The following is a 14891-nucleotide window of genomic DNA, read 5'->3' on the forward strand; positions in this document are numbered from 1 at the left end:
ATACGTTCTGGTGTTAAGGCCTGGCCATTTGCAGCACTACCCGGCGGTTAGTGGCACGCCCCAGGCTGGTCTGGTTTGATGCGACGTGGCGTCGTTCACCAAAACCATCGACCTGAACTTTGTCGCCGGCCACGCCGGCATCTGCTAAAAACTGCTTAATTTTTTCTGCCCGTTTGACAGATAACTGTTCGTTCATCCAGCGTCCACCATAGCTGTCTGTGTAACCCTGCAACTCAATAGATTCAATCTGTGGATCATGCTGTAAATACTCTGCAATCTGACCAAGGCGACGTTCTGACTCAGGCGTCAGTTGATCACTGCCAGACTCATAACTCAGCACGGTAAACGCAATATCCTCAAAACTAAAAGGTAATAACCTGGCAACACACTGTGTAAAAGCAGAATAGCCAGGCCCAAACTGTACCGGATTAAGCTTAGCGGCGACCTGATCATAGGGGCTATACCAATCTGCGTAATAAAAAGTGGGGCTAAACCCCTGCTCCAATTCCGTTAGCAATGTCCAGGCGGTTTTTTTGGGTAACTCGCCATTAAATTGCTTCAGCAAGGTCATGCTTGCCACATTTTTTGCCGGTTCGCCTGGCCGCCACGCCGGCGGTAAAGACAACACCTCAGCCAGACTATAGGCATCTGGCAGCCTGAGCATTTTAAGTTCGAAATGCAGGTTGAGAGCTTTGCTGGCTTTACTCTGAAAAACGGCATTACCAAAATTAGGGATAACATGTTCAAACTGACAAAGTAACGGCGTTTGCTGCGTTACCTGCCATGCTGACTGCTCAATACTGGCAGAATATTGACGTAACTGCTTAACAGCAGCAACACTGCTACCCGTGACCAAAGCACACGCTAACGATATAAATACTAAGCCATAATTATGCATTTACTCTACCTTGTCGCCTAATCGCAATTTGATTAACCCGCTCAGCTTGCGGCAAACCTTAACAGGAAGCCAGCCTCATTCGTTTTAATAAGCAAACACTATGCCGAATACAAGACGCTGGCACTTTTTTTTGGCATAATGCGCTCTGCTTTTTTTATGGTTGACTTATGACAGACAAAACATCTCTGCTCGCGCAACGCTTTCGTGGCTATTACCCTGTCGTTATCGACGTTGAAACCGCGGGCTTTAATGCTCAGACAGATGCACTGCTTGAGATTGCGGTAAACCTGCTGCAGATGGATGACGAAGGCAGACTCATCCCTGGCGAAACCTTGCATTATCATGTGGCGCCCTTTGAGGGTGCCAACTTGGATGCCAGCTCACTGGCGTTTAATGGCATAGACCCTTTTAATCCGCTGCGCGGTGCCGTAAGTGAGCGGGAAGCCTTGACTGAAATTTGTAAAGCAGTTCGATCTGCCCAAAAGGCAGCCGGCTGCCAGCGCACGGTAATAGTGGCTCATAATTCGGCATTTGATCAGGGTTTTGTTAACGCAGCTATTGCCCGTACCAATTACAAACGTTCGCCCTTTCATGCGTTTGTATCGTTCGACACCACCAGCCTGGCCGCATTAGCATTGGGTCAGACGGTACTGGCAAAAGCGTGTCAGCAAGCAGGTATTGCTTTTGACAGTAAAGAAGCCCATAGCGCGCTCTATGATACCGAGCGCACTGCCGAGTTATTTTGTTATATTGTCAACAAGTGGCAGCAGTTAGGGGGTTGGCCCCTGCCCGTACCGGACAACGCCGAAGACGCTGATTAATCGTCAAAAAAACAGGGAGCATTGCTCCCTGTCTTTTCAAATACACTTTTCCCCGAGCGACACCTGGGTTTTAATCACTCCGCATCGGTTGTGGTATCAGTGCCTGCTGATTTAGCAGCAGTGTCTTTTACCAGAGGCTGTAACTCGCCTCGCTGGAACATTTCCAGAATAATATCGCAGCCACCGATCAACTCACCATCAAGCCATAATTGCGGAAACGTTGGCCAGTTCGCATATTTGGGCAATTCGGCCCGAATATCCGGATGTTGCAAAATATCAACAAAAGCGAACTGTTCACCACAGGCAATCAACGCTTGAGAGGCCTGAGCAGAAAAACCACAACTGGGGAATTTAGGCGAACCCTTCATAAATAACAGTATGGGGTTTTCAGCAATTTGCTGCTTAATTTTATCCAATGTCTCCATTTTTACCTCTGCAGAAACTTAATAAGTTGAACCATTTTACGCTTATCTTTCACGACTAACACTTGAGTTCATAAAAAAAAACCCAATATCTGCTCTACAAATACAATTATTGCTAATAATAATTGCTGGTTTTGTCTAAGAACCAGCTCAGCGTGTGACGCGTAAAACTGACATAGTTAAAACTTGAGTAAATTAGTCAGGTTTTGTAGTCTACGCGATGCAGACATCTTTAACAACGATAACGGAGCACAACAATGGCCTTTGAATTACCCGCATTACCTTATCCAAAAGACGCATTAGCCCCGCATATTTCAGCAGAAACGCTGGAATATCACTACGGCAAACACCACAATACCTATGTGGAAAAATTAAATGGTTTAGTAAAAGACACGCCAAACGCCAGCAAATCGCTGGAAGAAATTATTCGTAGTTCGGACGGTGGTTTGTTCAACAACGCTGCTCAGGTATGGAACCATACGTTTTACTGGCATTGCTTATCACCGAACGGTGGCGGTGAACCGACTGGCGCCTTAGCTGACGCGATTAACGCCAAGTGGGGCTCTTTTGCTGAGTTTAAAAAAGCGCTGAATGATAAAGCAGTTAATAATTTTGGTTCAAGCTGGACCTGGTTAGTTAAAAAAGCCGATGGAAGTCTGGATATTGTTAACACCAGCAACGCCGCGACACCCATTCAGGATGCGGCAGTGACCCCGGTACTAACCGTCGATTTATGGGAGCATGCCTATTACATCGATTATCGTAATGCCCGCCCTAAATACCTTGACGCCTTCTGGGCCTTGGTAAACTGGCAGTTTGCTGGCGACAATTTCGCTAAATAAGTTAACTGATTTTTATTAGGTAACGCTACAACGTACTTATGCTTTGCATACCCGGCTTTGCCGGGTATTTTTTTTATCCGTGATCAACCATTGTCCCTTCCCCGCTTGCCACTTTTCACCTTTTTGCAGTAATCCTGTTGCGAAGCCTTTACGTATTGCCTTGTACGTTCGCTATTAAATCTTAACGTTTTTCGGTCAATTAGACAGGCGAAGATGATTTTTACTGTCTAACCTTAACAGTAACAGCAACGACATCTGGTTTCCCACGAGCAATGGCTGGAGGTGCGTATGGGCATTTTTGAGCACTACAAATCACGATATGAGGCCACCCGAGAAGAAGAGTTCAGTATTCAGGAATATCTGGCACTGTGTAAAGAAGATAAAAGTTGCTACGCCACGGCAGCCGAACGATTGTTGCTGGCCATTGGCGAGCCTGAACTTATCGATACGGCTCAGGATCCGAAGCTGAGCAGGTTATTTTCAAACCGCGTCATTGCCCGCTACCCCGCCTTTTCTGAGTTTTATGGCATGGAGGATGCAATTGAACAAATCGTTTCCTATTTAAAACATTCAGCTCAGGGCCTGGAAGAGCGCAAACAAATTTTATATTTGTTAGGTCCGGTCGGTGGTGGTAAATCATCACTGGCAGAAAAACTTAAACACCTGATGCAACAAGTGCCTATTTATTACCTTAAAGGCTCTCCGGTTTGTGACCACCCTCTTTCATTATTTGATGCCAGCGAAGATGGCCGCCTGCTGCAGCAGGAATATGGCATCCCACCCCGCTACCTGCGGAATATTCTGTCGCCATGGGCAACCAAAAGGTTGCATGAATATAATGGCGACATCAGCCAGTTCCGGGTGGTTAAAAAATATCCGTCTATTTTAGACCAGATAGCCATCGCTAAAACGGAACCCGGTGATGAGAATAATCAGGATATTGCGGCTCTGGTTGGTAAAGTAGACATTCGCAAACTAGAACATTTTGCTCAGAACGACCCGGATGCCTATAGCTATTCGGGTGCCCTGTGCCGGGCGAATCAGGGTCTGATGGAATTTGTTGAAATGTTTAAAGCCCCAATCAAAGTACTACATCCACTATTAACGGCGACTCAGGAAGGTAACTACAACGGCACAGAGGGACTGGCGGCACTGCCGTTCGATGGGATTATTTTAGCGCACAGCAATGAATCTGAATGGCAAACGTTTCGTAATAATAAAAACAACGAGGCGTTTCTGGACAGAGTTTATATCGTCAAAGTACCGTATTGCCTGCGTCTGAGTGAAGAGAAAAAAATCTATCAGAAACTGCTGGAGCATAGTGAGTTAAACGCGGCGCCCTGTGCACCAGGCACTTTAAGTTCACTGGCGCAGTTTGCGGTGCTGTCCAGATTAAAACAACCCGAGAACTCCAGCATTTATTCCAAAATGCGGGTGTACGACGGCGAAAGCCTGAAAGACACCGATCCAAAAGCAAAGTCTTATCAGGAATATCGCGATTATGCCGGTGTCGACGAAGGCATGACCGGACTCTCCACTCGTTTTGCCTTCAAAATTCTGTCACGGGTATTTAACTTCGACAGCACTGAGGTCGCCGCTAACCCGGTGCACCTGTTCTATGTACTGGAACAGCAAATAGAGCGCGAGCAATTTGCCGCCGATACGGCAGAGCGCTACCTCGAGCACTTGAAAGGCTATCTTATTCCTAAGTACATTGAGTTTATTGGCAAAGAAATCCAAACCGCCTATCTCGAATCGTACTCTGAATATGGCCAGAACATTTTTGACAGATACGTCATTTATGCCGACTTCTGGATCCAGGACCAGGAATACCGCGATCCGGAAACCGGTCAGCTGTTTGACAGATCGGCATTAAATGCCGAACTGGAAAAGATCGAAAAACCGGCAGGGATTAGCAATCCAAAAGATTTTCGCAATGAAATTGTCAATTTTGTGCTGCGGGCCAAAGCGAAAAACAATGGCAAGAATCCGCTATGGACCAGCTATGAGAAACTTCGTACTGTCATTGAGAAGAAAATGTTTTCAAGTACGGAAGAGCTGTTGCCGGTAATTTCATTTAATGCCAAAACTTCCACTGACGATCAGAAAAAGCATGATGATTTCGTCAACCGGATGATGGAAAAAGGCTACACCCGTAAGCAAGTCAGGCTGCTGTCGGAATGGTATTTGCGGGTTCGCAAATCACAATAACGCCGGAGGTAGTATGGCGCACTTTATTGACCGACGACTTAATGGTAAAAACAAAAGCGCTGTAAACCGGCAGCGCTTTATCAGGCGGTATAAGCAGCAAATTAAAAAAGCAGTCGCCGATGCCATTAGTAATCGGAGCGTCACCGATATCAGCAGTGGCGAAAACGTGACTATCCCTAGCAAAGATATCACCGAACCTTTTTTTCATCAGGGAAAAGGCGGTCGTCGGCAGATCATTCATCCGGGCAATGACCAGTTTAGTGAAGGTGACCGGATTGCCAGACCACAAGGCGGTGCTCAGGGGCCTGGCCAGGGTGATGCCAGCGCAGATGGCGAAGGCAGCGATGACTTTGTGTTTTCCATCTCTAAAGATGAATATCTGGATTTACTGTTTGAAGATTTAGCCCTGCCAAACCTGCAAAAAAATCAACTGGATAAGCTGGTTCAGTATAAAAGTGTCCGAGCAGGCTTTCGTGCTGATGGCGTACCAAGCACGATTGATATTGTGCGATCCCTTCGTGGCTCACTGGCCAGACGCGTGGCGTTAACCGCCAGTAAAAAAGTAAGCCTAGCGGAGCTTGAGCAGCAACTGCAGACGTTGGAGCAGGAGCCTGTACCTGATCAGCAGTTACGGCTGCAACTGCTTGAACAAATTGCCGCGATTAAGGCCCGCATTGCTGCAGTGCCGTTTATTGACAGTTTTGATTTACGTTTTCGAAATTATCAAAAGAAGCCAGAGCCTACCAGCAAAGCTGTTATGTTTTGCCTGATGGATGTATCTGGCTCGATGGATCAGCCTACCAAAGATATGGCAAAACGCTTTTATATCCTGTTGTATTTATTTTTAAGCCGCAGCTATAAAAATGTCGATGTGGTTTACATCCGGCATCACACTCAGGCAAAAGAAGTAGACGAGCAGGAGTTTTTTTACTCGCAGGAAACCGGCGGCACTATTGTCTCCTCAGCCCTGAAATTGATGCATGAGATTATTACCGAACGGTACGACCCCACCTTATGGAATATTTATGCAGCTCAGGCGTCTGATGGTGATAACTGGACTGATGACAGCGCGCCCTGTGCGGCACTGCTGGCCAATAAAGTATTACCGTTGGTGCGCTATTACGCCTATATTGAAATCAGCCCCCGTGCCCATCAGAGCCTGTGGCACGAGTATGAAAAACTATTGACTCAGCACGACAATATGGCCATTGAGCATATCAGAGAATTAGCGGATATTTATCCGGTATTTCGCCAGCTATTTAAAAAGCAGGCCGCCTGAGGAGGTATTATGGCTAAAGCACGCGCCCGCCCACATTGCCTGTCCGACGGCCCGGACTGGACCTTCGATTTGCTCGAGGAATACCATCAGGAAATAGCCCGGGTTGCCGGCATTTACCGGCTTGATACCTACCCCAATCAAATTGAAGTCATTACCGCCGAGCAAATGATGGATGCTTACTCCAGTGTCGGCATGCCGCTGGGTTACCATCACTGGTCTTATGGCAAAAAGTTTATTCAAACCGAGCAGAACTATAAGCGAGGCTACATGGGGCTCGCTTATGAAATCGTCATTAATTCCAACCCCTGCATTGCCTACCTGATGGAAGAAAATACCATCACGATGCAAGCGCTGGTGATGGCGCATGCCAGCTATGGTCACAATTCCTTTTTTAAGAATAATTATCTTTTTAAAACCTGGACCGATGCAGGCTCCATTATCGACTACCTGGTTTTTGCCAGAAATTATATCAGCCAGTGTGAAGAAAAATATGGCATTACAGAAGTGGAAGATATGCTCGACTCCTGCCATGCCCTGATGAATTATGGCGTAGACCGTTATAAACGGCCTCAGAAAATATCGCTGGAAATTGAGCAAAAACGCCAGCAGGAGCGCGAAGCTTACTTGCAAAGCCAGGTCAATGATCTATGGCGTACCATCCCATCAAAGGCGCCCACAGCAGCAGAGAACTTGGCTAACTTTCCAGCGGAGCCACAGGAAAACCTGTTATATTTTATCGAAAAGAATGCGCCGCTACTCTCGCCCTGGCAGCGGGAAATTGTCCGGATTGTCCGCAAAATATCTCAGTACTTTTATCCGCAAAAACAAACTCAGGTAATGAATGAAGGCTGGGCGACATTCTGGCATTACACCATTTTGCAGCATCTATACGATGAAGGGAAAGTGAGCGACCGTTTTATGCTGGAGGTATTGCACAGCCATACCAATGTGGTCGCGCAGCCCGAGTACCACAGTAAGTATTATTCAGGCATTAATCCCTATGCGCTGGGCTTTGCCATGTTTACTGATATTCGCCGGATCTGCGAGCAGCCTACCGCTGAAGACAAAGAATGGTTTCCTGATATTGCCGGCAGCGATTGGGTAGACACCCTGCATTTTGCAATGCAGAACTTCAAAGACGAAAGCTTTATCAGCCAGTATTTGTCACCCAAAGTGATCCGCGATTTTCACTTATTTGCCATTGTAGACGATGACGAGGCAAATAGTCTGGAAGTCAGTGCCATTCATAATGCACAAGGGTACCAGCGGATCCGGCAGATGTTGTCCGCTCAGTATAATTTAAGCCAGATCGAACCCAATATTCAGGTATACAACGTTAACATAAATACCGATCGGGCATTAACCCTGCGTTATATCCCGCAACACCGGGTGCCGCTGGCGAAAAATGCAGCTGAAGTGTTAAAACACTTACATCGGTTATGGGGGTTTGAGGTTATTCTCGAGCAGTTAAATCAAGATGGCAACACCGAATTACTCGTACGTTGTCCACAGCCAGCGGACTAAATAACAACGGGCAGCTGCAGCGTCACTCTGCATCTGGAGTGTAGCTCGTTACTTTGTTCCTGCCATCAACCTTGGATTTATATAAGGCGTTATCGGCAGCTTCTATCCAGTGCCGATGCTCCTGCATGCTAACATCGCGTTCTGCTAAACCAAGGCTGATGGTGACATTAAGCACGGTTTTATTGTAGGGAATTGCTAACACGGCTACCTGCTGTCTGATCCGCTCTGCCAGACACAGCGCCTGCTCAATCGTGGTATCAACCAGCAGAATAGCAAACTCTTCACCACCATATCGCCCCGCTAAATCGGTAGTTCTGGTGTTAGCTTTGATGACATCGGCAACTTTGCGAATCACCTCATCACCGGCACTATGGCCGTAGGTATCATTGACCCGTTTAAAATGATCGATATCACACATCAATAAGGTGCTATGGTGTTGGGTGTAACGCTGTAACCGGTTAAATTCCTGAATGAGTGCATCTTCCCAATGCCCGCGGGTACTTAATTGCGTCAAAAAGTCCGTTTTCGATAATTGCTTCAGCCGACCATTCATCGATTCCAGTTCAGAACGACTGACAGCGGCGTCGGTCACATCGTAAATAATAATACATAAATGGGTAACCTGACCGCGTGTGTCGGTCAACGGGAAAATAGTGCTGTTCTGATACATATATTCGGCACTACCGGTAATCGGCCGGTAATTCTTAAACTTGAAAATGTAGGGGCGTTGCTCCCAGATAGTGAAAGCCCGGTTTTTTAGCAAAATAACGGGATCGCACTTACGCCGCAACCACTCTTCATCAATTTCTGGAAATAAATCAAATAAATAGCGCTCTCTTACCTGTCTGGGTGTTAAACCACTATGACTTTCCATAAAGCCATTCCACACCTGGATCCGATAGTCACTGTTTAAGACCACCAGTCCGACATCCACGGTCTGAAACATGTCCATTAACCAATGAACTTCAGAAACATCAAACTCGGCATTGGTTAAACTCATGGCTATTCTTCCAGTAAAAAAGCAACTTTATGCTTCATGGTTTTAACACTGTCTTCGGTAAACAACAACAGTAAGTCGCAGTTAATATTATAATTTTCAATGCCATAACTTAGCTCTATTGCCAGCGTTTTACGCCAGCGCCTGGCGTTTGTTTTAATCAACTCACTTACCGGCGCATGCTGACCAAGCACGACCGGATGCCCCTGACTGAAACTCATATCGAGTTGTTCAGCAATACCTTTGAGTACAGCGCCAATTAAAATATTGGCGACATCCATCAGCAATTCCAGCTCAGTTGATGAGGTTAATTCACCCTGAAAGTTCAGCAAGCCGGCGATATCTTTAAAGCTGGAATCCGTGAGGATAAGCAGTGCTTCACCAGCAACGCCACCGCCAATAAAGCCCTGACATACCGCGGAAGTAGAGGAATGTTGTTCTACTGACGCCAGTGCCATATGTAGTTCACTGACCTCAATTACATTGACATTAGGAATGGGTAACTTCACAAACACATTCAGCAGCCTGGCCAGTAAATCCCCCGCCTGCCCCATCGCAACGTTGGTAATTTCCTGGAACACATCACGCATTTCTGCATTAAGCTCTGTGTCCGCGGGGCGTTTAGCTGGTTGCACAGGCTCAGGTTTGCGTAAGGTGGCGTTTTTAAAAATAACCTGTAATTTAGCGGTATCGACAGGTTTGCGAATAAAATCAATCGCACCTAGCTCCATTACCCGTTGGTATGCTTCAGGCTGGACATCACCGGATACCACCACAACATTGACATTAAGTTGACGCTTTTTCAGCTCAGCTAACACCTGATAACCATCCATTATCGGCATATTCAAATCGAGAAACAGCCAGTCAATCTGCTCTTTCTCCAAGGTCGCTAAGGCATCAGCACCATGGCCAGCGAAATGAACACTAGCTTGCCAATCCTGTGGTAAGATCCTTGCAAGTTGCTTGCGAGCCAGATTCGAATCATCACATATTAGTACTGCGGCGGTCATTGAGTACTCACTTTAATACTTCGTCTGTTTATAATAGACGCAAAACTGTCATTGATGACAGCGTTAGCGGCAAATAAATTGCGTTTTTACTTTAAATACCACTACATTCCAGATAATTAGGATATTCACTATGTTAAGTCAGTTTAGAAAATCTTTAACCATAAGCACAGTGTTAATCAGCACCGTTTTTAGTCTACCAGCAATGGCTATTGATCTCACGGCCAAATTGCCGAGCAGGGTAAGTGAGGTTAAAGCGGGTAATCAGCAAGTGGTGTTATTGGGGAAGGAATTGAAAACTGGCCAGCGCGCACCGGCTTTCAAAGTTGTAGACAATAATTTTAAGACCGTACAATTAAAAGATTTTGTTGGCAAGACTATGTTAATCAGTGTAGTACCAAGTATAGATACCGGTATTTGTTCACTGCAGACTAAGCGCTTTAACAACGAAGTAGCCAATTTGCCCGAAAACGTAGTGCTGCTCACCATCAGCACCGATTTACCTTTCGCTCAGAAACGTTACTGCGAGCAAGAACAAGTCGCAGAAATGGCCGTTTTATCAGACGCAGTATGGCGTGACTTTGGTAGCAACTATGGCTTGCTGATTAAAGATATGGGCTTGTTGACCCGGGCTATTTTATTAATTGATAGTGACGGTAAGTTGCAATATCAGCAATTAGTGCCGGAACTGGCACAGGAACCTGATTATGATGCGGCACTGGCAGCACTCACTAGTTTACTGAAAAAATCTTAAGCTGTGTTATGTCATCGTGGCTAGCCAAAAAAAATAACGTTCTCTCTTGAAAAATAACTATCCAGCCTTATCTATGTAGCAGGTGGCCTGATAAGGCACCTGCTACAGCCCGTTGACAGAACACCTGCTAACAGGCTGCTTACCCGTTCAATAGAAGGGTATTAATTAACCATTTTGCTATCTACAGAGGATTTGGCTATGAATAATTTAGATTTTACTCCGTTTTACCGCTCTTTTATCGGTTTTGACCACTTGGCAAACCTGATGAACGCAGCCGCCCGTAACGAAAAACAACCTGCATACCCGCCCTACAATATCGAGGTTACCGGTGAAGACGAGTACTGCATCACCATGGCCGTTGCTGGCTTTAGTGAGCAGGAATTGTCTATCGAAACCGAGCACAACACCTTAGTAGTGCAAGGCCAGAGAGACAGCAAAGATAATGGCCGCCACTTTGTCCATCAAGGTATTGCTGAACGCAATTTCGAGCGGAAGTTTCAGTTATCTGAGTATGTAAAAGTAACGGGCGCTTCACTTGGTAATGGATTGTTGCACATTACCCTGGTACGCGAGGTGCCTGAGGCGTTAAAACCGAGAAAAATTACTATTGGTAAAAGTAAGCAACCACATTTAGTTACTGAAGACAGTAACAGCCAGCTTGAAAACAGTAAGATCAAAACTGCTGTAAATAGCTAATAAGGCAGGCTGCTTTTGCCCCAGACAAATAAGCCCTCATTTGAGGGCTTATTATCATTACCCAGCAGACCTTGCTGCTAGGCACCAATTGCTAATTAAGACTAATCTAACAGCTTTACCAATTGCGCGCTGATCTCTTCAACAGGCTTGGTACCCTCGACATAGTGATACTGTGTTTCACCAGCAGCCGCCGCTTTTCGGTAGTACCCCACCAATAACTCAGTCTGCTCATGGTATATAGCCAGGCGCTTACGGACCGTCGCTTCGATATCGTCTGGACGAATAATCAGATCTTCACCGGTTTCATCGTCTTTACCTGCCACTTTAGGTGGATTATAGGTCGTGTGGTACACCCGACCGGATGCCGGATGCACCCGACGGCCGCTCATCCGCTCCACGATTACATCGTCTGGCACATCGAATTCAATTACATGGTCAATTTCAATACCCTGTTCCCGCATCGCATCGGCCTGAGGAATCGTCCGTGGGAATCCATCCAGTAGAAATCCTTTACTGCAATCGTCTTTCGCAATCCGTTCTTTCACCAGACCAATAATAATATCATCAGAAACCAGCTGCCCGGCATCCATTACCTGCTTTGCTGCCAGCCCCAACTCAGACCCTTCTTTAATCGCTGAGCGCAACATATCGCCGGTTGAAATTTGTGGGATCCCATATTTATTCATTAAAAACTGAGCCTGGGTTCCTTTTCCGGCACCCGGGGCCCCTAACAAAATGATACGCATAGCAACACCCTCGTGTTCTCGGATTATTCCAATATTTATAAACCCGAATCTTTACACAATGCGCCTGCTGAGACAAGAATTTTGTCTACTGGTGCTACCTGAGGTGGCGTATTTACTAGCCTTTAGTCGATAGCCTTGATATCAGCAGGGTCTGACCCCGTTTGCATCCTAAAACGACAGAAACTGAAGCTTTTCTGCCAACGATTACCGGCAGATCCAGACTAAAGTCTGAGGGCAATAATAAAAAACCCGCTCAGGCTGACGCACTAAGCGGGTTTATTTCAGTGGTGGCTTTGTTACTTGGCTAGTGACAGCAGTAAGTTATTTAACCGTGTTACATAGCTGGCAGGATTCTTTAAACTACCACGTTCAGCCAGCAGCGCTTGCTCAAACAGCACCTGCGCCCATTCATTAAACCGTGCATCATCCGTTTCGTCGGCAATATGTTTTACCAGCTGATGCTCAGGATTCAGCTCAAATATGGGTTTCACATCCGGCACCTTCTGGCCCACTGACTCCATCAGCTTCATCATCTGGGTGCTCATATCGTGTTCATCCGTAACCACACATGCAGGGCTGTCGGTTAAACGGTGACTTACCTTAACCTCTTTTACTTCGTCACCCAGCGCTGTTTTAAAACGCGCCAGCACACTGGCAAATGCTTCGGCCGTTTCTTGCTGGGCTTTTTGAGTTTCTTCATCGTCCAGCTTGGTCAGATCTAAGCCGCCTTTCGCCACGGACCGCAGTTTCTTCTCGCTAAACTCAGGTAAGTGCTGAATTAACCACTCATCAATCCGATCAGAGAGCAGCAACACCTCAATGCCTTTTTTACGGAACACTTCCAGATGAGGACTGTGCTTAGCAGCCTGATAGCTGTCGGCAACCACGTAATAAATTTCGTCCTGGCCTTCTTTCATCCGGCCAAGATAATCTGCCAGCGATACGTTCTGCGTCGCATCATCATTGTGAGTAGATGCAAAGCGTAACAAGCCGGCAATCTGCTCTTTATTGGCCATGTCTTCGGCCGGGCCCTCTTTTAACACCTGGCCAAATTCGTCCCAGAACAGCTGATACTGCTCAGGATCTTTTGCCAGTTTATCCAGCATTTTCAAGGTACGATTGGTGCAGCCTTTGCGCAAGCTCTGGGTAACTTTAGTATCCTGCAAAATTTCCCGTGATACGTTCAGCGGTAAATCACTGGAATCCAGCACACCCTTGATAAAGCGCAGATAACTTGGCATAAACTGTTCAGCGTCATCCATAATAAATACGCGCTGCACATAAAGTTTCAGGCCATGCTTCGCTTCACGGTTCCACATATCGAACGGTGCTTTTTTCGGCACATACAACAAACTGGTGTAATTGCTGCTGCCTTCAACTTTATTGTGGCTCCAGCTAAGGGGCTCACTCCAGTCGTGAGAGATGTGTTTATAAAATTCCTGATACTCAGGCTCGGTGATTTCTGACTTATCGCGGGTCCACAGCGCAGTCGCTTTATTGACCGCCTGCCAGCTGCCTTCAGTTGCGGCGATAGTCTCGCCATCCTCTTCCCGCTCTGGCGAGCCTTCTTGCCACATTTCTACCGGGATACTGATATGATCAGAGTATTTAGTAATAATACTCTCGACTTTCCACCGGCTTAGGAACTCATCTTCACCCTCTCTGAGGTGAAGAATAATATCGGTGCCGCGACTGCTTTTCTCAACAGGCGCCAGGGTATACTCACCTTCGCCAGCCGATTCCCATTCAACAGCCTCGTTAGTACCGGCTTTGCGGGTACGCACCGTGACTTTATCTGCGACGATAAAGGCCGAATAAAAGCCTACTCCAAACTGACCGATCAGCTTAGAGTCTTTGCTTTGATCGCCAGATAATTGAGAGAAAAACTCTTTGGTGCCTGACTTGGCAATAGTGCCTAAATGAGAAATGACTTCCTGCTCAGTCATCCCAATACCGTTGTCACTAACAGTCAGGGTCTTGTTGGCTTCATCCAGACTGATCCGGACTTTTAAATCACCATCTTCGCCATACAGACTGGAATCAGACAAGGCAAGAAAACGCAGCTTATCGGCAGCATCGGAGGCATTTGATACCAATTCACGCAGAAAAATTTCTTTATTGGAATACAGTGAATGGATCATCAGGTTCAGTAGTTGTTTTACTTCAGCCTGAAAGCCATGAGTCTGCTTCTGTCCAGGGTTAGTGGCAGTATTATCACTCATTATTAGGTCCTCGAACGTAGTGTTAGCAAAAATAATAAAACGCGGCCGCGTTGATCAGTTGCCAGTTATATGGGGTAACCGGCAACAAAATTCAAGCTATAAAAATACGCAGGTACAATATGCGGGTATTATGCGGGTATAAGGAGATCAGAAGGATTTCCGACCACTAAAAGCATGGGACAAGGTGGTGCCGTCGATATATTCGAGCTCACCACCCACTGGTACGCCCTGGGCTAAGCGGGTTACCGGAATAGCATACTTATGGCACAGTTCAGCCAGGAAATATGCTGTTGCATCGCCTTCCACCGTCGGGTTAGTGGCCAGGATAACTTCACTAATATGGCCTTTAGCTAACTGCTTATCCAGACGATCCAGCCCCAGCTCAGCGGGGCCAATGCCATCGAGCGGCGAAATATAGCCCATCAACACAAAATACAAGCCGTTGAACTGACCGGTATGTTCAATCGCCAGC

General features: G+C 46.5%; 14 protein-coding genes. 7 read left to right on the forward strand and 7 right to left on the reverse strand.

Features of this window, described 5'->3' with window-relative positions; all coding sequences use genetic code 11:
• Window positions 1-13: 13 nt before the first annotated feature.
• Complete coding sequence (locus ABY802_RS07055; protein WP_372626332.1) at window positions 14-898, reverse strand: OmpA family protein; 885 nt, start codon at window positions 896-898, stop codon at window positions 14-16.
• A 167-nt stretch (window positions 899-1065) separates the two neighbouring features.
• On the opposite strand from ABY802_RS07055, the gene rnt reads away from it, so the two are divergent.
• The gene (gene rnt, locus ABY802_RS07060; protein ID WP_372626333.1) at window positions 1066-1719 is read left to right on the forward strand and encodes a ribonuclease T; all 654 of its coding nucleotides are present in this window, start codon (window positions 1066-1068) and stop codon (window positions 1717-1719) included.
• 74 nt (window positions 1720-1793) lie between these two features.
• Here the strand turns inward: rnt and ABY802_RS07065 are convergent, their stop codons facing one another.
• Window positions 1794-2144 (reverse strand): Grx4 family monothiol glutaredoxin, encoded by a 351-nt coding sequence (locus ABY802_RS07065; protein ID WP_290611179.1) that lies wholly within the window; start codon window positions 2142-2144, stop codon window positions 1794-1796.
• Between the two features lie 254 nt (window positions 2145-2398).
• Here ABY802_RS07065 and sodB point away from each other — a divergent pair, with 254 nt between their 5' ends.
• The 4 genes from sodB to ABY802_RS07085 all read left to right on the forward strand — a co-directional run bounded on the left by sodB (window position 2399) and on the right by ABY802_RS07085 (window position 7997).
• Window positions 2399-2983: a superoxide dismutase [Fe] gene (sodB, locus tag ABY802_RS07070; RefSeq protein ID WP_372626334.1), complete on the forward strand. Its 585-nt coding sequence runs from the start codon at window positions 2399-2401 to the stop codon at window positions 2981-2983.
• Between the two features lie 288 nt (window positions 2984-3271).
• A complete protein-coding gene (locus tag ABY802_RS07075) occupies window positions 3272-5194 on the forward strand; it encodes a PrkA family serine protein kinase (protein ID WP_372626335.1) in 1923 nt (640 codons plus the stop codon).
• A gap of 13 nt (window positions 5195-5207) precedes the next feature.
• Entirely contained in the window at window positions 5208-6473 is a 1266-nt protein-coding gene (locus tag ABY802_RS07080) for a YeaH/YhbH family protein (protein WP_372626336.1), read from the forward strand.
• Between the two features lie 9 nt (window positions 6474-6482).
• Window positions 6483-7997, forward strand: a complete 1515-nt coding sequence (locus ABY802_RS07085; RefSeq protein WP_372626337.1) for a SpoVR family protein — start codon at window positions 6483-6485, stop codon at window positions 7995-7997.
• Between the two features lie 22 nt (window positions 7998-8019).
• On the opposite strand, the gene ABY802_RS07090 is transcribed toward ABY802_RS07085, so the two are convergent.
• The gene (locus ABY802_RS07090) at window positions 8020-8997 is read right to left on the reverse strand and encodes a diguanylate cyclase (RefSeq protein ID WP_372626338.1); all 978 of its coding nucleotides are present in this window, start codon (window positions 8995-8997) and stop codon (window positions 8020-8022) included.
• A gap of 2 nt (window positions 8998-8999) precedes the next feature.
• Window positions 9000-10004 (reverse strand): response regulator, encoded by a 1005-nt coding sequence (locus ABY802_RS07095; protein ID WP_372626340.1) that lies wholly within the window; start codon window positions 10002-10004, stop codon window positions 9000-9002.
• A gap of 130 nt (window positions 10005-10134) precedes the next feature.
• Here ABY802_RS07095 and tpx point away from each other — a divergent pair, with 130 nt between their 5' ends.
• Together tpx and ABY802_RS07105 are read left to right on the forward strand one after the other, a co-directional pair.
• Entirely contained in the window at window positions 10135-10755 is a 621-nt protein-coding gene (tpx, locus tag ABY802_RS07100; RefSeq protein WP_372626342.1) for a thiol peroxidase, read from the forward strand.
• 198 nt (window positions 10756-10953) lie between these two features.
• Window positions 10954-11451 carry an Hsp20 family protein gene (locus ABY802_RS07105; protein ID WP_372626343.1) on the forward strand — a complete coding sequence of 166 codons (498 nt, stop codon included), beginning with the start codon at window positions 10954-10956 and terminating at the stop codon, window positions 11449-11451.
• 101 nt (window positions 11452-11552) lie between these two features.
• On the opposite strand, the gene adk is transcribed toward ABY802_RS07105, so the two are convergent.
• The 3 genes from adk to ABY802_RS07120 all read right to left on the reverse strand — a co-directional run.
• The gene (gene adk, locus ABY802_RS07110; protein ID WP_290611189.1) at window positions 11553-12197 is read right to left on the reverse strand and encodes an adenylate kinase; all 645 of its coding nucleotides are present in this window, start codon (window positions 12195-12197) and stop codon (window positions 11553-11555) included.
• A gap of 296 nt (window positions 12198-12493) precedes the next feature.
• On the reverse strand, window positions 12494-14419 hold the full coding sequence (gene htpG / locus ABY802_RS07115; protein ID WP_372626344.1) for a molecular chaperone HtpG: 1926 nt from the start codon (window positions 14417-14419) through the stop codon (window positions 12494-12496).
• Window positions 14420-14566: 147 nt separating this feature from the next.
• Window positions 14567-14891, reverse strand: a 325-nt coding sequence (locus ABY802_RS07120; protein ID WP_372626345.1) for a toprim domain-containing protein, incomplete at its 5' end; no start/stop codon positions are given.

The sequence above is a fragment of the Arsukibacterium sp. genome (assembly GCF_041616895.1).
Lineage (GTDB): Bacteria > Pseudomonadota > Gammaproteobacteria > Enterobacterales > Alteromonadaceae > Alishewanella.